The organism is Bacteroides sp. 14(A), assembly GCF_000526555.1.
GTDB classification, from domain to species: domain Bacteria; phylum Bacteroidota; class Bacteroidia; order Bacteroidales; family Bacteroidaceae; genus Bacteroides; species Bacteroides cellulosilyticus.
Window position 1 is genome coordinate 18769 of sequence record NZ_JAGH01000001.1, and the last position, 21033, is coordinate 39801.

The 21033-nt window shown below is 38.7% G+C and carries 10 protein-coding genes; 9 read left to right on the forward strand and 1 reads right to left on the reverse strand.

Annotation, left to right across the window (positions count from 1 at the left end; all coding sequences use genetic code 11):
- Window positions 1–10 precede the first annotated feature (10 nt).
- From K429_RS0100060 to K429_RS0100070, 3 genes are read left to right on the forward strand one after another with little or no spacing between them, the layout of a single operon-like run.
- On the forward strand, window positions 11–2797 hold the full coding sequence (locus tag K429_RS0100060) for a family 78 glycoside hydrolase catalytic domain (protein WP_025725654.1): 2787 nt from the start codon (window positions 11–13) through the stop codon (window positions 2795–2797).
- Window positions 2798–2820: 23 nt separating this feature from the next.
- The gene (locus K429_RS0100065; protein ID WP_007210751.1) at window positions 2821–4338 is read left to right on the forward strand and encodes an alpha-L-fucosidase; all 1518 of its coding nucleotides are present in this window, start codon (window positions 2821–2823) and stop codon (window positions 4336–4338) included.
- 22 nt (window positions 4339–4360) lie between these two features.
- Window positions 4361–6511 carry a TIM-barrel domain-containing protein gene (locus K429_RS0100070; RefSeq protein ID WP_025725655.1) on the forward strand — a complete coding sequence of 717 codons (2151 nt, stop codon included), beginning with the start codon at window positions 4361–4363 and terminating at the stop codon, window positions 6509–6511.
- A gap of 171 nt (window positions 6512–6682) precedes the next feature.
- Here K429_RS0100070 and K429_RS0100075 read toward each other — a convergent pair whose 3' ends face one another.
- Window positions 6683–7546, reverse strand: a complete 864-nt coding sequence (locus K429_RS0100075) for an AraC family transcriptional regulator (RefSeq protein ID WP_007210749.1) — start codon at window positions 7544–7546, stop codon at window positions 6683–6685.
- A gap of 496 nt (window positions 7547–8042) precedes the next feature.
- Here K429_RS0100075 and K429_RS0100080 point away from each other — a divergent pair, with 496 nt between their 5' ends.
- The 6 genes from K429_RS0100080 (at window position 8043) to K429_RS0100105 (ending at window position 21029) form a co-directional block, all read left to right on the forward strand.
- On the forward strand, window positions 8043–11033 hold the full coding sequence (locus K429_RS0100080) for a TonB-dependent receptor (RefSeq protein ID WP_025725656.1): 2991 nt from the start codon (window positions 8043–8045) through the stop codon (window positions 11031–11033).
- 13 nt (window positions 11034–11046) lie between these two features.
- Entirely contained in the window at window positions 11047–12843 is a 1797-nt protein-coding gene (locus K429_RS0100085) for a RagB/SusD family nutrient uptake outer membrane protein (protein WP_025725657.1), read from the forward strand.
- 80 nt (window positions 12844–12923) lie between these two features.
- Window positions 12924–14384, forward strand: a complete 1461-nt coding sequence (locus K429_RS0100090; protein ID WP_007210746.1) for a glycoside hydrolase family 28 protein — start codon at window positions 12924–12926, stop codon at window positions 14382–14384.
- A gap of 205 nt (window positions 14385–14589) precedes the next feature.
- Window positions 14590–18153, forward strand: a complete 3564-nt coding sequence (locus K429_RS0100095) for a glycosyl hydrolase (RefSeq protein ID WP_025725658.1) — start codon at window positions 14590–14592, stop codon at window positions 18151–18153.
- 22 nt (window positions 18154–18175) lie between these two features.
- The gene (locus tag K429_RS0100100) at window positions 18176–18577 is read left to right on the forward strand and encodes an L-rhamnose mutarotase (protein ID WP_007210744.1); all 402 of its coding nucleotides are present in this window, start codon (window positions 18176–18178) and stop codon (window positions 18575–18577) included.
- Window positions 18578–18581: 4 nt separating this feature from the next.
- Entirely contained in the window at window positions 18582–21029 is a 2448-nt protein-coding gene (locus K429_RS0100105; protein ID WP_052340615.1) for a glycoside hydrolase N-terminal domain-containing protein, read from the forward strand.
- Window positions 21030–21033: the final 4 nt, after the last annotated feature.

Genomic DNA, 21033 nt, shown 5'->3' on the forward strand with positions numbered 1-21033 from the left:
GAATACGATTATGAATATTTTGAAAGTATTTGGTTGGATAGCTCTATTCTTATTTGCCGGCTCTTTGCAGGCGAAAAAGATAGAGATAATTGATATACGATGTGAGAACCAGGAATATCCAATGGGGGTGCAAACGTTGAAACCTACTTTCTCATGGAAACTTTTAGGAGATACTAGAAATCTAACTCAGGTTGGTTACCGGATATTGGTTTCGGACAATGAAGACCTTTTGAAGAAGGACATCGGTAATATTTGGGATTCTGGGAGGTGTAACTCAGAAATATCGATAAATATATTGTTTGGAGGAAAAAAGCTGCTGTCGGCTGCACGTTATTATTGGAAAGTACAAGTATGGGATAACCAAGGAGTCCAGTCGAAATGGTCGGAAATAAAAAGTTTTCAGATGGGATTGATGAAGCAGGAAGACTGGGCTCCTGCCCGTTGGATTGCTATGGAGAGTGTATCTCCAAAAGATGTGGTGTATCCTGGATTTCAGTTAGCTGGTAATAAAGTGGACTATCTGGAAAAGGAAGCTCGGATGCCTCAATTCCGCAAACCGTTTCAGGTCGAAACTAAAAAAATACAATCGGCTACGGTTTTCATCTCCGGGTTGGGACATTTCGAATTGAGTCTCAATGGCAAAAAGGTTGGTGACCATTTTCTAGATCCAGGCTGGAGTAAGTACGATAAATCTTCTTTGTACGTAACATTTGATGTGACTGACCAACTACTCAGCGGAGAAAATGTGTTAGGTGTAAGATTGGGGAATGGATTTTTGCATGTTCCCCGTGATTCAACCCGATATAGAAAACTTATTTCGACTTTTTCTTTTCCAAAGATGATTTGCAAAGTACATATCACTTATGCAGATGGTACAACCAATGACATTAATAGTGACCATAGCTGGAAAGTTACTCAAAGCCCGATAACTTTCTCAAGTATATATGGGGGCGAGGATTATGATGCCACTCTGGAACAAAGGGGGTGGGATACGTCAGATTTTAATGATATTTCATGGATAAATGCAACCGAAATTCTTGCTGTGGGTAACTTGTCTTCTCAAATCTCAATGCCTCTGAAAGTTAAGAAACAATTAAGAAGTATCAGTGTCCGAGAAACTCATCCAGGCATTTATATTTATGACTTTGGACAGAATGCTTCTGCCATAATAGCTTTGAAAGTTAAAGGTAAATTTGGAGCAAAAGTAGTGATGAAGCCAGCAGAGTATCTGACAAAAGATGGGCTTGCCAATCAGAATAATAGCGGAACTCCTTATTGGTTTTCATATACCTTGTCAGGCAATGGCACGGAAAATTGGAGTCCTTCTTTCTCGTATTATGGATTCAGGTATGTGCAGGTTGAGGGGGCAGTTCCGATAGGGGTTAAAAATCCTCAAGGGCTTCCGGTTATTGAAGATTTAAGCCTGCTGCACGTTTCCAACACCTCTGAAGAGGTAGGACAGTTTGCCTGTTCTTCTTCGGTATTTAACAATATCTACTCATTGATTGATTGGTCAGTCAAAAGTAATATGTCACATGTATTGACCGATTGTCCGCATCGCGAGAAGCTAGGGTGGCTAGAAGTGGCTCATTTAATGAGCAGCTCTATTGCTTATTGTTATGATATAAAGCAGATGTATACTAAAATCGTAAATGACATGAAGGATTCTCAATTAGAGAATGGACTAATACCTAATACGGCACCGGAATATGCAAGCTTTCCTCATGACTTTAGGGATTCGCCCGAATGGGGAAGTGCTGGGGTTATATTACCTTGGTTTTTATACCGATGGTATGGTGATCTATCTGTGCTAGAGGAAAATTATCATTTGATGGTTTCTTATGTAGATTACTTAACGTCCCGTTGTAAGTATCATATACTGTATCATGGTTTAGGTGATTGGTATGATTTGGGACCCAATCATCCCGGTTACAGCCAGCTTACAACGAGAGGACTAACACCTACCGCTTTATATTATTATAATTTAAATATTCTTGCCGAAACATCTAAGCTCTTGAATAAAGAACTCGAATATCACAAATACACGGAACTGGCAACCAAGGTGAAGATTGCCTTCAACGCAAAGTTTTTTAATGTGGAAAAGGGATATTATGATCGGGGAAGCCAGACGGCGAATGCTATTGCTCTTTATATGAATTTAGTGAACGGCGAAGATCGTGAAAGCTGTTTGAAACAAATTATTGCAGATATCCATAATCGAGATAATAGTATTACGGCAGGAGATATTGGATTCAGGTATCTATTACGCGTACTGGAAATGGAAGGTGCGTCCGATGTAATATATGATATGAATAGCCAATCGGATAAGCCTGGTTATGGCTACCAACTGAAACAAGGGGCTACTTCGCTTACCGAATCTTGGGCGGCCTTACAAACAGCTTCGCATAATCATTGCATGCTGGGGCATTTGATGGAATGGTTTTATAGCGGTATTGGTGGTGTAAGGGCGGACAAAGAGAGTGTTGCTTTTAAGAAGTTTATACTACACCCAGAGATGGTAGGGAATATCTATTGGGCAGATGTTTCATTCAAATCCCCTTATGGAGAAATTAAAAGCAAGTGGGAAATTAAAGATACTTCGTTTGTTTATAAGGTTACCGTTCCTGTTAATACCACTGCATGGGTATACTTGCCAGGAGTAGATGTTGAACTCATCCAAGAAAGCGGGAAACCAATAAAAGAGAAGGCTGATATTCAATTTATAAGAGTAGAAAATGGACGGAGTATTTATGAAATTGGTTCAGGAGATTATTCATTTTCTATATCACCTTATTAGAGTTCATTTATTAAAAGATTTATATGGAAACCAAGAGTACTGTTTATTCACTAATACTGTTGCTTTGTACGCTGTCTTTTCAAGCAAGTGCACAGAGTGAGTCATATAAGAAGAATTGGAAATCTCTATCTAAAGAGAATGCTTATAATCGGGAACCGGATTGGTTGAAAGATGCTAAGTTTGGTATATATCTGCATTGGGGTGTATATTCTGTGCCAGCTTACTCGTATGAGTGGTATTCCCGGCATATGTTTATGGAGAGTCGTAAAGAGTATCAATATCATAAAGAACATTATGGGGATCCTAGAGAGTTCGGATATGATAAATTGGTTCCTCTTTTTAGAGCGGAGCACTTTAATGCTAAAGAATGGGTTGATTTATTTCAGCGCGCCGGTGCAAAGTTTGGTGGCCAAGTAGCTGAACATCACGACGGGGTTGCTATGTGGGACAGTAAAATTACCCCTTGGAATGTCGCGTTAATGGGACCTAAACGAGATGTTCTGGGAGAATACAGCCGAGAGTTAAAAAAACATGGAATGAAAGTGATGACCACCTTCCATCATGCCCGTTTGTTACAACGTTATAAAAACACGGAAAGGCCTGATCGTCCTGAATTCTGGGATCTATACGATAGTCATTTCCCTTATTCAGAAGAGATGCCTACTTCATCTAACAATCCGATGCTTCGTTTACTTTATGGGAACGTAACCCCCGAGGAGTTTTACGAGCCTATCTGGTTGGGAGAATTGAAGGAGGTTATTGATAATTATAGCCCGGATATTATCTATTTTGATTCTTGGCTTAACCTTATTCCTGAAGAATATCTCTATAAATTTACTCAGTATTTTTTAGAGGATGCTAAAAAGAAGAACAAGGAGGTAGCTATCTTTCGCAAGCAGGAAGACTTACCTTTGAATGTTAGTATGGAGATTCTGGAGAAATCCAGAAAACAAGAGATAGAATCACGTTTGTGGACCACTGAAGAGACAATAAGTACAGATAGCTGGTGTTTTACCGAAGATATGGAGTTGCGAAAAAGCGAAGACCTGATAAATGTGTTGATTGATGTGGTCAGTAAGAATGGCGTTCTTATGTTAAATGTGTCTCCCCGCTCTGATGGTATCATTCCACAAGAGCAGCAATCCATCTTATTGAATATTGGAGACTGGCTAAAGATAAATGGAGAAGCTATTTATGGAACCCGACCTTGGTATGTGTTTGGCGAAGGCCCTACCAGTCAACCGGTGGGAGACTTTGAAAATCATAAAGAGTTTATGAAGCTAAAATACACGGCAGATGATGTGCGGTATACTACAAAGGGAAAGACTGTTTATGCGATTACTTTAGGGGTTCCCGAAGCTGGTAAAACCATGACGTTCAAAAGCTTTAAAAAAAAGATCAAGGCGTTGAAAATAGAAAATGTTTCGGTTATAGGCTCCAATCAACTCGTTCCTTGGGAACTGACTAAGGAAGGATTGCAGGTGAAAGTTCCTATTGTACAAGGGAATAATGCTGTAGTGTTTAAGATAGAATGCAATTAATAACAAAAATAATTCGCTTATAATGAGAAAGATTGTAATATATGTTTGCGGACTGTTTATGGTACTTGCCGCGTTTGCTTGTGTGCAGAAAGATAATGTTAATTTAGAATGGAAAAAAGAAGGACAAGGGATATGGAAAATTTCCGTTGGCAAACAGGAGAAGGTTACTCTCCTGAGTGAACTGGATATTACTCCTCAATGGAAAGCCATTGAAGAAATAGGAGACGCTCCACTTGCCATTGATCCTAAAGATGTTAAAACGGAAGTTGTGGATGGTAAGACCTATATACGTTTTCCACTTGACAAAGATGAAAAAATATTTGGTCTTGGTCTGAATTTCAAAACGGTAGAACAACGAGGCAGAGTTATGCGCCTGCATGTCGATCATTATGGAGGAAGTGATAATGGCCGTACACATGCTCCTATTCCCTTTTTTGTCTCCAGCAAAGGATACGGTGCATTGATTAATTCTGCCCGTTATATTGATGTTTGGGTAGGAACAAGTGTCCGTCAGGATAGTTCTAATCCTCCGGTTGCAAAAGATAGAAATACTGATAAGGACTGGACTGCACAACCTTATTCAGACAACCTTGAGTTTCTGATTCCAGCTGAAGGAGCTGAAGTTATTGTATTCTCCGGTAAGACGATGCTAGATGTAGTTCGTCGTTATAATCTTTATAATGGGGGAGGTTGTTTGCCTCCCAAATGGGGATTGGGATTCTGGCATAGGGTACCAAGCCTGTTTACCGATACGGAAATAGAACGGGAAGTACAGGAATTTAGAGACAAAGGATTCCCGCTGAATGTGGTTGGACTTGAACCAGGTTGGATGACAGCTTCCTATCCTTGCACATATGAGTGGGACAATACTCGGTTCCCAAATCCCCAGGCATTTACCAAAAAAATGAAAGAGAGCAATATTCAAACAAACCTTTGGATGAACCCATATATTTCTCCCAAAGGGGAATTATATGATAGAATTAAGCCCTATACAAGTAGTCATACTGTTTGGTGCGGCATTGTTCCGGATTATATGATGTCTGAAGCTCAACGAATATTGATTGATCATTTTAAGAAACACCAATTGAATTTAGGGGTAAGTGGCTATAAGATGGATGAGAATGACGGTTATGATTCGTGGTTATGGCCGGATGTTGCCTCTTTCCCTTCAGGAACTTCCGCTGAGCAGATGCGACAAATTTATGGTTCATTAATGCAGAAAGTCACTACTCAGATGTATAAGGATGAGAATAAGCGTACATATGGATTGGTACGCGCGGCCAATGCGGGAACTACTTCTTTTCCTTATGTTATTTATAACGACTATTACAATCATCACGATTTTATCACAGCATTAGTTAATAGTTCATTTATTGGAGTACTCTGGACTCCCGAAGTACGCGCTTCACGGACTTCTGAAGAATGGCTGCGCCGTATGCAAACTGTTTGCTTCTCTCCGCTGGCTATGTTGAATGCATGGGCGGATGGAACAAAACCCTGGACTTTTCCTGAGGTGGCCGAGAGTGTGAAAGCTATTTCGCTGCTTAGGATGCAATTGATCCCCTATCTATATACCGCCTTTGCTGATTATACTTTTAAAGGGACTCCGCCTGTTCGTGCCATGAATTTGGAAGAAGGGTATAATATGGATGAGAAAATGTTGCAGGTATCTTTCGACGCTACGAATAATCCGTATGCGTTGGCTATTAAAAAAGAAGTGAAAGATCAGTTTATGGTTGGTAACTCCTTATTGGTAGCGCCTTTGTTTGAGGGGGAGAAGGAACGTAAAGTCATATTGCCTAAGGGAAAATGGTATGACTTCTACACCGGAGAATTTGCCGGTGAAGGAGAAATTATCAGTGTAAGTCCCGGCTTGGATAAAATTCCTGTATATGTGAAAGATGGAGGAATTGTTCCGATGTTTCCCCCTATCCGACAGATAGATAACAAACAATATCCTTTAGAAGTTCGTCATTATGGAAACGCATCGGGTATATATGATCTTTATGATGATGATGGGGAAACGTTCAACTATCAGAAAGGAGAGTTTGTTCGTATAGTATTAACTGTAGATGTGGATGCTTCTAATAATAAAATGGGTAAAGCGAGCATTCCTGGAGGTAAAAAAGTATGGTCATATAGCGATTATATTTTTAGATATATGACTAAATGATGTTATATTATGATTCAGTAGTAGAAATGATCCGCATCACCTTATCTGAGCCTTACCTACTCCTTGCTTATTCCATGCAGGGATACCTTTATACGATACAACTATGGAGTAGGTGAGGTTTGGATAGAATTTTACCCAACCTCTAAGCGCATGATTGTCTCTAAGATTACTTTATACTTTACTGAATTTTAGTCTATATTCAAGTGGGGTTATTCCTACGGTTTTCTTAAAAAGTCGGATGAAATAGGAGTGATCTTCGTATCCCAACATATAAGCGATATTCTTGACTGGCATATCTTCAGTAATCAATATCAATTGAGCTTTTTCGATTTTTTTTTGATTGATGTATTGCAATGGGGTGGTTCCCACTTCTTTCTTGAATAAACGTATAAAATGGTCTTTGGAAAGATTGGTTATTTCAGATAATATATTAATATCAGTGGGCTCATAGAGTTTTTTCCGAATAAACGAGAGCGTTTTTTGTATACGAGTATCTTTAGTTTCAATTCTGGGTTTTGCTTCTTTTAGAAAACGGGATACAAGTTGGTAAACAATCCCTCTTGACTCAACTTTTACAGAGAAAGTCCGTTGCTTATTTCTTATGATATTTTGAATTAATGTGGGGCTGTTGTCATAGGTCGTTGGATCGGATTGTGGTAAGCCCATAGCTGGATTTATGTCACATAACCTCTTGAATAATGCCAAATCCAGTTTGCTGGCGGGAATTTCAAAAGGAAAGTTCCAATCTTCCAGAAAACTGGATTCAGACTGATGATCTTCATATATATGCATGTAGTAATGACTAAAATGTGAATCACAAATATAGCTATGCAGCATGAAAGATGGAATCAGATAGAGGTGGTTGGGTTTTAATTCGTGAATGCCGGAGGGAGTTTTTAATTTAGCAATTCCTTCATTAATGTAATAGAGTCTTGTAAACGGGCTATTTACGTTTTTCCAGTTCCAATCGGCATTATGAATGGCCAATCCTACATTTAATACTAATAGGTGCAATTGATCAATGGATTGTAGCATAAGACTTGTGTTAATATGATTAGAATAAGCTGCTACAAATATAATAATAAGTAGTAAATGTACAATTAAAAGTCGATAAAATCTTATTTGTTATCGTTTTTCGCTTGAATAATTCCATCTGTTGACTGCGAATCGATAATGTCCTATGATATATCGTGTTTGGATAATAACAAAATAAAAGAGATACTTTATATTTGTATCGTATAATAATTAAGGAGTCTTATTAATATCTGTATTATGAGAACAAAAATTTTATTGTTACTTACAGTTCTATTGTTGTTTGTAAAAATTACCACAAATTCGCCTTGCCGGATTTTGGCTCCTGAAAAAGATGAGAAGATGGTACAAGGTAAACTCTAGTATATATGGAAATCATTGAGAGATTACAAAAGAAAGGTGAGTTAATAAAATAGTTCCGATGATAAAAATAAGGAAATAACTTTGATAGACAATTTTGTGATATGAATATATTTTTAATCTTTTAATTTGTACTATTATGTTTAAAACACATTTCGAGAGAGGGCTAACTCAGAAATTAGCCGTTTTTCTATTACTAATGATAGGTTTTGTCCCTATCTATGCCCAAAAAAACATAACGGGAAAGGTGATAGATGAAAAAGGAGAACCTTTAATTGGCGCCACTATTTTGGTAGTGGGTTCTACTACTGGGGTTATAACGGATTTTGATGGTAATTTTACACTGCAAGTAAAGCCTGGAGATGAGCTAAATATCAGTTCAATAGGCTATGCTACTCAACGTGTCAAAGTGAATGGTAAAGAGAGCCTTCAGATTGTTATGGTTGAGGATTCTGAGCTTTTGGATGAAGTAGTAGTGGTTGGTTATGGGACAATGAAAAAGAAGGATTTAACCGGTTCTGTGAAATCGATATCTAATGCAACATTGAAATCTACTGGCCAGAACTCCACTTTAGGAGCGTTAAGAGGCCAAACTGCAGGTGTTAATGTCACTCAGAACAATGGAAAATTGGGCACTGGCTATAATATTGAAATTCGTGGTATGAACTCTATCAATAAATCATCTTCTCCTTTATGTGTTATTGACGGAGTTATTGGGGGGGATATTAATGCGATTAATCCTGTAGATATTGAACGGATAGATATATTGAAAGATGTCTCAGCCACAGCGATTTATGGTTCCCGTGGCTCGAACGGGGTAATCATTGTGACGACAAAGAGTGGACAAAGCGGAAAAACGGTTGTAACTTACGATGGTATGGTGGGTTTTACTACTCCAACGAATTTGCCTGAAATGTTTAATGGTCCGGAATATGTTGCTTATGCGAAAGAAGCAATCAATGGAGGTTCTAACCATAATCCTTTTGTAGGTCGTGAAAAGGAGAATGCAGATAATGGTAATTTTACTGACTGGTTGGATTATACTTTGCAGAATGGATTTCAAACCTCTCATTCTGTGAGTCTTACTGGTGGAAGTGAGAAAGAAAAACATATTATGTCAGTAGGTTATGTAAATCAGACTGGTAGTATTGAAGGTGAACAAATGGAACGTTTTACTCTTAAATTGGGTATTGAAGGTAAGGTTGGTAATTTCACTTTGGGACTGTCGGTCAATGCGCGTTATGGGAATATTGACAATGGTTCACGTGAAGCTCTTCGCTCAGCTTTTCGTTTACGTCCTATTGCATCACCGAATGATGTAGATGGTAATCGCCAATTCTATGTTCAGGATTATCGTCCAGAGCGTTTTACCAATCCACTTTATGATGCCGAGAATGAGGTTCAGAATAGCCGTCAGTTAAATGGATATGCCAATTTTTTCATAAATTATAAGATAATGGATGGTTTAACTGTGCGAAGTACGTTCTCCCCGTACGCCTATTTTGATCGGTTTGGCTATGCTGCCGATACATTTACTAAATCGAATAAAGGAACAGCTTTGCCTAAGGCCGATTTGACGAATAACAATGGTTATTCTTACACATGGGACAATACGGTGAATTTTGCCAGAACGATTCATAAAGATCACTCTATCGACGTAATGCTTGGTACAAGTACTTATGAGGCACAATGGGAACATTCGTATATTTCTGTTAAGGATCTTCCTTTCAACTCGAAATGGCATAATATAAAGTCGGCAGGTACTGAGGTAGCCCGTGAATCATGGGAAGGCAGAGATCGACTTGTATCCTTTATGGGGCGTTTCAACTATTCATACAAGGATAAATATCTTTTCACTGTGACTGGACGTGCAGATGGTTCTTCAAAATTAGCACAAGGACATAAATGGGGATTTTTCCCATCGGCTGCCATAGCATGGCGTGTCACAGAAGAAGGTTTTCTGAAAGATAATAGCGTAATCAATAATTTGAAATTACGTCTTAGCTATGGAGAATCGGGAAATAATGCTGTCGATAATTATTCTACTATTTTGGGAACGAGTAGCACTCAATATGATTTTGATGGAACTAATGCCAATGGACAATATCTGAATCGTATAAAGAATGATAAACTTGGTTGGGAAAAAAGTAAGGAAATTAATTTAGGATTAGATTTTGCTCTTTGGGGTGGGCGTTTAGCTGGTAATGTTGAACTCTACAATAAAAAGACATACGATTTGATTCTTTCACAAAAGATTCCTCAAACCAACGGTTTTGATAATGTTGGTGCGGTTAACGTCGGTGCTACTAGAAATAAAGGACTGGAAATAGGCTTGAATACGGTAAATATACAAACTAAAGATTTCTCTTGGACTACCAATCTAAGTTTTGCTACTAATAAGAATGAAATAACAGAGATATTTGGTGATAGCAAAGACTATCCCGATCAGAAACTATTTATCGGTCAGCCTGTCCTTGTTCATTATGACTATGCTTGGGATGGGATATGGCAAACAAGTGAGAAAGATGAAGCGAGTAAATATGGCAGGCTGCCTGGTGCTGTAAAAGAGGTAGACCAGGACAATAGTGGTACGATAACCCCGGATAAGGACCGTGTAATTTTAGGAACTCCGTTCCCCGATTGGACAGGTAGCATTACAAATACATTCACTTATAAGGATTTTGACTTCTCTGTGTTTATATATACCCGTCAGGGAGAAATGAAATGGAGTAAGTTCCATACAGAGTTGCAGAATGAGTACTTGGGTGAAATCAATCAATTGAAGGTTGATTATTGGACACCAGAGAATCCTTCTAATACCTTTTATCGTCCGGGCTTCAATGGTGGAAATACCAGTCTGCTGTGTTACAAGAAAACATCATTTGTACGTGTAGGAAATATGACTTTAGGATATAATATGCCTTTAAAATGGCTTAAGAATTGCCATATATCCAAGATGAGACTGTACGTCACAGCTATTAATCCTTTTATTTTCACTAACTATACAGGTCTTGACCCGGAGTTTGGAGCTAATGCGACTAATGGAAGTGGAAATGCTGATAATACAGCCACTTATAATGGTGGTGTATCTGTATCGAGCTATCAGTTTGGCATAAATGTAACATTCTAATTAAATATCAATTATGAAACTCAATATATTAAAGAATATTTGTTTAGGAGGCTTGATCCTCTTATCTGCTACTTCTTGTGAGGATTTCCTGACAGAGAAACCGGAAGGAACAATGAATGCCCAGAGTTACTTTAGGACGAAAGATGGGTATGAATACTTAGTAAAGGCTGGCTATGAGCCAGTGCGTTATGTGACTCGTAGATCAGTAACCTATACATTGGGGACAGATATTTATACTTCTCCCGGGCGTGGCTTAGATTATGGCAATGTGAAAGACAAAGTGGAATATAGTAAAACTTACCTAAGAGGTATGAACGAGTATTATAAAACCTCTATTGATGCTAGGAATGGGGATTTCTTATGGATGTTCATAGATGGATATAACTTAATACAGCGAGCTAATACAATAATATCTTATGGTCAGCAGGCTGATATTTCCGAAGAGCTCCGTGAACAACGCGCTGGGGAAGCAAAATTCTTACGTGCTTTGGCCTATTATTATTTAACGGAGCAGTTTGGTGATATTCCTCTATTGATTGAAGAGGTTACAGAGCCCCATTTTACAGCAGAAAGAACTCCAGAAAAAGATATCTATGCTTTTCTTATCCAAGATTTGGAAGGATGTTATAGTAAGGTAGCTTCTAAAAATGATCAAGCTGAATTTGGGCGGGTGACTCGTGGAGCCATCAAGACTCTTTTGTCCAAAATATATCTGACACGCTCATATAAATCGTATGCAGAATCAAATGATGCCAAAAGAGCATACGAGTTGGCGGAAGATGTAATCAAGAATGAAGGTTATTCACTTCTTACTAATTTTGAGGATATATTCAGAGAAGACAATGAGAAGAATGATGAGATAATCTTCTCTGTTCAGTATAGTACAAATCTACAAACAAATTGGAGTGGGAATACAGATTATTCTACTTATCAGCCCTTTATATATGCAATACCCGGTATGGGTGCCAAGTTGGAATATATGGAAAGGTATACAGGTACGGTAGCTCCTACTCGTGCTGCTTATCAATTATTTGATCGTTCCTGGGATACTCGTTTTGATAAAACGTTCCAACGTGAGTATTTTGCCAATGAGGCTAAGCCATTCAGTGCTGGAGCTTTCGGAGAAATTATGGTAGGACAGAAAATGATTCATTGTGTATTCCCTGATGAACATCAGATGACGCGTGAGGAAAAAGACCAGCTTCCTTATTTTGTAGTAAACTTTGATGAATATGCTGATCAACCACTTGTAGGCGGACTTAAAGATGATGATGGTGATTATCGTGTAAATGGTTTTGCCCAAGATGAAAATGGCAATGATAAGAAAGCAAGATACTATGTATATCCGGGTATTAAGAAGTTCAAGGATTCTAAGGCTCTTTACAGTGATGGTGGTGAAAATGGTACAAGAGATCATTTTGAATTCCGTCTGGGTGAGGTATATTTAATAGCTGCTGAGGCTTCTTTGAAAGCCGGTTTGGGTGATGGTGCCGGCTATTTGCAAAAATTGCGTAATCGTGCAGCTTTAACCGGTACAGCTCCCGCACTTGAATTGACTATTATTAATATTCTGGATGAGCGTGCGCGTGAGTTAATGGGGGAAGAAAGACGCTTCCTTGACCTAAAACGTACTGGAAAGCTTCGTGAAAGAGTATTTACAAAGAAGATGAATGAGAGAGCAGCTCGGGCTTTGGAGGTTTTTGGTCCTGAACAAGCGTTTAAGGATGAATATCTGACACGCCCTATTCCTTATGATTGGGCGCAGACTTTACGCAATATAATTGCTCAAAATCCGGGTTACGACTATTAATATTTAATTTATATAAATGTGTGAGAGCACAAAATGAGGGGGTTGGATACTCTTTTGTGCTCTCCTACTAATAGATACTTATGAAAAGATTTTTAGTTACTTTAATAGCAACTTATTTCCTGATAAACTTGAGTGCTGCTAATAAAGCTGTTTATAATATCATGGATTATGGCGCAATAGCGGACACAACAATTTTATCTACAAATGCCATTCAAAAAGCAATTGACGAGTGTGCAAAGAACGGAGGTGGGGTAGTCTGGGTGCCAAGTGGAAATTATTTAACGACCTCAGTGGTCTTGAGAAGTAATGTGAACTTGCATTTGGATGCAGGTTCAGCTTTGTATGCCAGCCGTCGGGTGAGCGATTATAAGAATCATAAAATAAAAGTAGGGGCCTCGGATGCAGAAGCAGTTGAGGTTATCCTGATTGCTTTGAATGAGAACAATATATCTGTTACCGGAACAGGTAAATTGCATTGTCAAGCAGTGCGTGAACAATTTAGAAGAGAACCTCAATTGGCTATCACAGACTTTGTGACAGGACGCGAAATAGACAATGCGATTAAATATGGAGCCGATTACAGAACTAAATATAGAAAAGTACCTCCTTGTCCGGGGGCTATTAATTTTACCGATTGTACCAATGTGCATATAAAAGATGTCGAAGTGATAGAATCATCTTTCTGGGCGGTACATTTGCAATGGTGTGATAGGGTTTATGTGGATGGGATTCACATACAATCAAGTTCTGTAGATGGAGTGAACTCTGATGGTTTAGATATTGATGGATGCAGCAATGTGATGATAAGCAACTGTGTCATAAATACGGGTGATGATGCTTTATGCCTAAAGACAACCCGGCAGAATAATGAGACAAGACCATGCAGATGGATTACGGTCAACAACTGTATTCTTACTTCTTCTTCTGCCGCTCTTAAAATAGGGACAGAATCTCACGCTGATTTCGAGAATATAGCAGTCTCTAATTGCATTATAAACGATGCTAATCGTGGACTGAATATGATTATTCGCGACGGAGGCAATGTGAGAAATGTATTGTTTACGAATATCGTCATCAATACAGTACGTAAAGCTACGTTCTGGTGGGGAAATGGAGATGCAGTTTGGCTGACCACCCAGAAGCGGAGTGAGAACATTCCTTCAGCAGGAGTTATTGAGAATATAACGTTTAATCATATCATTGCACATGGACAGAGTGGCGTGCGACTCGAAGGGTTTGATTCGGAAATTAAAAATATACGTTTTAATAATTTCCAACTATTTATGGAACCGGAAAATGCCATAGACAAACGTGCACGCAATGGTTTTTTGTTTCATAAGGTTAATAAACTCTCAATGATTGATTGTGAAGTTATCTGGAATAAAGAAAAAACGGAAGCAGCTTGGGAAAGTGCTTATTTTTTCGAGAATGTTGATAAACTGAATCTAGTTAGAACTATTGGGGAGCAAGCTCCTAATAAGAAATATCCTGCCTTTCGCTTTAAAAAAGTTAGTGATATGAATGGGAAGCCTATAAAATAGTGTTTCAATTTTACCTCCTAAGGTATTTGCAGTATATAATGATTTCGACGAATGGGTGATAAAACCGGGCAAAATACATCTTTCAGTAGGTGGGGGATAGCCTGTACAGGATGTGACTACTCCTGTACAGAATATTGATATTATTTTGAGTGGAGATAACATCGTATTTAATACTAAAATGTAACCTCAGTAATAAATAGCAGTTATGATAGAGAGAAGGTTGATAGGAAGTGCACTCTTGTGTTTATTTTTCTTGGGAGGAATGGCACAAGAGCAACGATACAATGGATATCCATCCAGAGAAGGTAATATTGATATCAAAGAAAACTTTGCTGATCCTCCGAAAGGGTATGGTAATATACCTTTCTATTGGTGGAATGGCGATTCGCTAAACCGGGAGAGACTACAGGAACAATTACAAATACTAAGCGAAGCGTCTACCGATGGTTTTTCGGTAAGTTATATTCATTCGCATCCTTTAGTTGATGTGAAACTGAATTCCAATGGTTATGGAGGCTTTGGAAAAGCTGATCCTGGAACCCCAGGGGTTTTTACTGATAGATGGTGGGAGACTTGGAATTGGTTTTCCGGTAAATGCGCTGATGCGGGAGTGGGATTAGGATTGGATGATTACGTGCTTGGCTGGACAAAAAATGGATATTATGTAGATGAAATATGGAATGATACACGTTTCGCAAACTATCAAGGTCGCTTGAGACTGGAGCAGTATGTGGTGAAGCCGTCAGCTATATTGAATATTCAATTGCCGCAGAAAACCATATCTGTTATAGCTTACCCGGATAAGATTGATCTGACAGATAAAATTTCCGATAACCGGTTAACCTGGAAGTCACCTTCTGCTAAGGAGCAGAGAGTATATATTGTTTATACGCAGCCTTCTTGTGAGTTACATCCGGATTACGGGAAGAGATTGGTGAATGTCTATTTCAATAGATTTGAAGAAAAATTAGATACCCATGGGAGAAAAGGAATGAACTTCTTTTTTCAGGATGAGTTACATTATGACTTGAATATGCATTCATGGGCGGAAGATATGCCTGAAGAATTTATGAAAAGGAAGGGATATTCTATTTTGCCTTATTTGCCTGCTCTATTCGAGAATATAGGGGCTATAACTCCTAAAATACGCTTGGACTATGCTGAAGTCGTTACCCAATTGTCGGAAGAAAGGTATTTTAAACCAATTTTTGATTGGCATAATGAACGTGGTTTGATCTATGGATGCGATAATAATGGACGTGGGTTAGAACCATTGCAATACTTAGATTATTTTAGAATGATCAGCTGGTTTACGGCTCCGGGAAATGATGCTCCTGCAAAAGGTTCAAGCTTCAGACAAACAAAGGTATCCAGTTCAATTACTCATTTATATCAGCGTCCCCGCACTTGGTTGGAGGCTTTTCATAGTATGGGGTGGGATAGTAATGGTGAATGGTTGACCTCGCAATTAGAACATCACATGATAGCCGGTGGTAATTTACTATGTTTACATGGGCTGTATTATTCAACTCATGGTGGATGGTGGGAATGGGCTCCTCCTTGTTTTCATTTTCGGATGCCTTATTGGCCTCATATGAAGAAATGGCTAAAGTATGCTGAACGTTTAAGCTTTTTGTTAAGTCAGGGAGTACATGTCTGTGATATTGCTGTGCTTTACCCAACCGAATCCATGCAAGCATATCCGGATGCGAATCCTGATGTGATGTGGAACGTAACCGATCAATTAAGTGAGGTTGGACTGGATTATGATTATATAGACTTTCACTCTCTTCAGAAGGCAGAAATTGAGAATGGCTCATTATCTGTATCGGGTGAAAAGTATAAAGTACTGATATTGCCGGATATGAAAGCATTGCATCACGAAACATTGTTGAAAATATTTGAATTTTACCAGAAAGGAGGAATTGTTATAGCAACAGGGTCACTGCCTAAGGCAACTTCTAAAAGTGGGGAGAACAATGCAGATGTAGAGAGGATATTGAATGAAATATTCAAGTCCTCTACTAAAAGTGGAAAGGGAATGTTTGAAGAGGATAACAAGAAGATTCCCGAACTCATCTCCCGACTTATAGTACCAGACTTTAAAGTAAGCACAGAAAAAGGAAAGGTATTACATCGTAAGATTGGGGTGCGGGATGTATATATGATCATGAATATTGAAAAGGGAAGCGAACTCTTTTTCCGGTCGAAAGGTAAAGTAGAACGTTGGGATGCAAAGAATGCTACCATTGTTTCACAACCAATACTTCGTCAGACAGATGAAGGAAGTTGGATAAAATTTGATGGAGAATATAATGTAGCTCAGTTGATAGTCTTTTCACCAGGTATTCCTACTTATGAGAATGAATCATCCGAAAAATGGTTTGTATCAAATACCCAACAGGTAGAAGGTGATTGGAATATTGAAATTATTCCGACAATGAATAATAAATGGGGAGATTTTCGTTTGCCGGCTATCGACGAATTGATAGGTCCTGAAGCTCGTGAATTTACCTATTATTATAGCCCTGTGTCTACAAAATATCAATCGACTCCTGTATTTCCTGCAGATTCTCCAACAGGAGTGTTTGGATATGCTCCCTATATGGAAACGGTTACTCTTGACCAATCGGTGGATCTGCATGCTTATCTGCTTGAGAATAATTTTCAAACCGACTGGAAACCTTATTGTTTCTCGTGGCAATACGGAGTATTTGATAATCCTGGTGGACAGGGCTATCATGGGTTGAAAGGCAAAGTTGATAATCGTATGTTGATTTTGGATCAGGGTGGCCATCAACTTTTTAAGACGCATGTCTGTATTGCTAAATCGGGGAAATACCGAATAGAACAAGAAGGTGAGAATGCTGATTTCTTATATTTGGATGGGAAGTTAATCCAGGATAAAGTTGTTACCTTGAAAAAAGGTCTGCATCGGTTGTTGATAGCTTATGCGAATACACCCAAGGGAAGTTACGTTTTGGCTGAGAAGAAAAGTTATAGTGTAGATGATAGAAAAAGAGGTTCTGTCGTTTTTTATAAAGAAAATTATCCAGAGATAAAAGCGAACTCTCCTTTTGACAGTCTTGTGGCAACCAAATGGTATAAAACGGAATATGTGCCTTATAGTATTATTTCTTCAACAAACGGAATGTGGCTCTATCAATTTACTACGGCTCCCGGTACCTGTACGGTGGAATTCACCGTAAAAGGTAGAGTGAATCAACTTTGGATTGACGGAAAAGAAGTTCCTTTAAAGGAAATATCGGTCGAAAGTGGCAAATATTTGCTTACTGTCAAGCATCCCAATAAGGGAGTAAGTACGATTGTTGTCTCTGCCAAACCGGAAATAGGTTATGAAGGACCTGCTTTCTTTGTTGAACCTGTTAAATTTAACTGTGGTATGGGTACTGTCTCATTGGGAAATTGGTCCGATTTCGGTGCATTAAAGTTCTTCTCCGGTGGTATCAGATATACAAAAGAAATTCATTTCGATTCTGATAAGTTCGGACAGAAGGTTGAATTAGATTTAGGCATTGTGGATGCGACCTGTGAAGTGAATATTAACGGAGACTTTGTAGATGTTTTGATGAATTCTCCTTTTAAGTTGGACGTAACCAAGTTTCTTAAACCCGGTAGTAATAAAATAGAGGTTTTGGTATATAGTACGCTATCGAATCATTATCAGACTATTCCGTCTGCATATAGAGGTGAGCCTCATGCAGGGTTAATAGGTCCTGTAAAACTGATTGGTTGGAATATGAAATAGTATAACTAAATTTAATATAATTATGAGAAGTGATATTGGAAATAGTAAGAATGGTTATCAGGTGAGAAAATACAATGATTCAGTAAAAAGGTATTGTCAAACATTGGATTTGAAAGATAATCCGGAACTTATTGAAGAGTATGTTAACCGTCATAGTAAATTGAACTCATGGCCGGAAATCAGAGCAGGTATCAGAGAAGTCGGCATCCTTGAAATGGAAATATATATATATAATTCACGCTTGTTTATGATTGTGGAAACGCCATTGGACTTTGATTGGGATACAGCGATGGAGAAACTGGCCCATTTACCCCGGCAGGCCGAATGGGAAGAATGTATGTCTGTATTTCAGGTCTCTAAGCCGGGGGCAAGTGCTACAGAGAAGTGGACTTTGATGGACCGCATGTTTTATTTGTATAATTAATGCGATGATGAAAATAGAGAAATATAAAATTAGTTTTTTAGTGACTGTGTTATCCGGCTTTATTTCTGTAGGAATGGCTCAGGCGCCTTTCTCGAAGAACTATACCATTTGGTATGACAAACCGGCCGAAATATGGGAAGAGGCACTTCCTATCGGAAATGGACGTCTGGGGGCTATGTGTTTTGGAGGCATTCATGAAGAAAAGCTTCAATTGAATGATGTCACTATTTGGTCAGGTGAACCCCAGCCTAATTCCGATAGAACTGATGCGTATAAAAAACTTCCAGAGATTCGTGAAGCATTGCGAAATCGTGACTACAAGCTGGCGGAAGTATTGACGCATCAATATATGACTTGCAATAGTGTATCGAACGAAGATATATATAATACCATTTATTCATCTTCTTACCAGACGTTAGGTGATTTATCTCTTAAGTTTAAACTTCCTGAAGGTGAAATGGGATCTTATAGACGTTGGTTAGACATAACGAGGGCGATATCGGGAGTTGATTTCAAAATTGGGGAATATTCTTTTTCCCGTGAAATTTTTTCCTCGGCTCCTGATAGTGTAATTGTGATGAAGCTTGGAACCGATATGAAGGGAGGGCTTTCTTTTTCAATGCTATTAGATCGTAAATTCTCGGCAGTCACCACATCTGATTCCCACGGACTCGTCATGAAAGGAAATACGGATTACATGGAGCATCGGGGAAACTGCGATTATGAAGCGAGGGTTAAAGTCGTAGCTGACGGGGGCCGGGTGAGTAACAGTAAAGGTAAAATATCTGTTCAAGGAGCTGATAGCGCCTATGTCTATATCACTTGTCAGACATCTTACATTCTGGATTATAAGAAAAATTATAGACGGGCAATTGATTCTAAGGATGCCGTAAGAAAATTGAATATTGTATCCAGAAAGAAGTATGATGATGTAAAGAGTATCCATGTTGCAGACTATCAAGGGATATTTAATAGATTAAGTCTTAATTTGGGTAACAACAAATCTATTGATATTCCTACAGATCAGCGTTTAACCCGATTTAATGAGAAAAGCGATGATTTAGGGTTTGTTGATTTGTTCTATCAATTTGGTCGATACCTGATGATTTCATCCAGTCGTGAGAATAATCCTTTGCCAGGGAATTGTCAGGGAATATGGGGTGATGGCTATAAATTGCCGTGGCATTCTGACTACAAGGCAAATATTAACTATCAAATGAATTATTGGATGGTTGAGGCCTCTAATTTAAGCGAATGTCATATTCCGATGTTACGGCTTACTGCCAGTTTGGTAGAGCCGGGACGAAAAACAGCTCAGAGCTATTTCAATGCTTCGGGGTGGATGTATGCGATGATGACCAATGCATGGGGATGGACATCACCGGGACAATATACTATTTGGGGCAGTTTCTTTGGTGGAAGTGGTTGGGCATGTCAGGATTTCTGGGAGCACTATGCTTATACACAAGATAAAGAATATCTTCGAAAAGTGTATCCGATACTTAAAGAGGCATGTGAGTTCTATTTGTCCGTTTTAATTGAGAATAAAGATGGATATCTGGTTACTTCGCCTTCTACGTCACCCGAGAATCGTTATATTGCACCTGATGGTAGTCGGGTAGCTGTTACTGAGGGGAGCACGATTGAGCTTTCCATTATTCGTAATTTGTTTTCAAATACTATCTACGCTACCGGAATACTAAATGAAGATAATTCTTTCAAAGAGATATTAGAGAAATCATTGGCTCGCCTTCGTCCCTTACAGATCGGGCGTGCCGGGCAATTGATGGAATGGAATGATGACTTTGATTTGAATGCGGAAGATATTCGTCATCGCCATGTATCTCATTTGTTTGCATTGCATCCGGGACGAGAAATAATTCCTTTTGAACATAAGGAACTTGCGGAAGCGGCCAAACGTTCTTTACAGATAAGAGGAGATGAAGGTACAGGGTGGAGTCTGGCATGGAAGATTAATTTTTGGGCAAGGCTTTTGGAGGGTGATTATGCTTATAAGTTATTATGTCGCCAACTGAAATTAGTTAGATCGAATGATACCAATTATAGTAATCAGGGAGGAACTTATCCAAATTTGTTCGATGCGCACCCTCCATTCCAGATTGATGGTAACTATGGATTTGTTTCCGGAGTTAATGAAATGCTACTTCAGAGCCATGAAATGTATATAGATCCATCTTCGCCTAATGAAGATTTATACGTTATTCGCATTCTACCTGCATTGCCTCAAAAGATTAGAGAGGGTAAGATTTCTGGTATTCGTGCCAGAGGTGGATTTGAACTGTCATTTGAGTGGAAAGATGGCAGACTTGTAAATGCGGTTATTACCAGTTTGGCAGGTAAACAAGCAAGAGTCTTTTATCAGGAGAAAGAAATTTCTCTGAATATAGCGAAAGGTGAAACAAAGGAATTGAATGAATTATGTAAAAACTAACTTA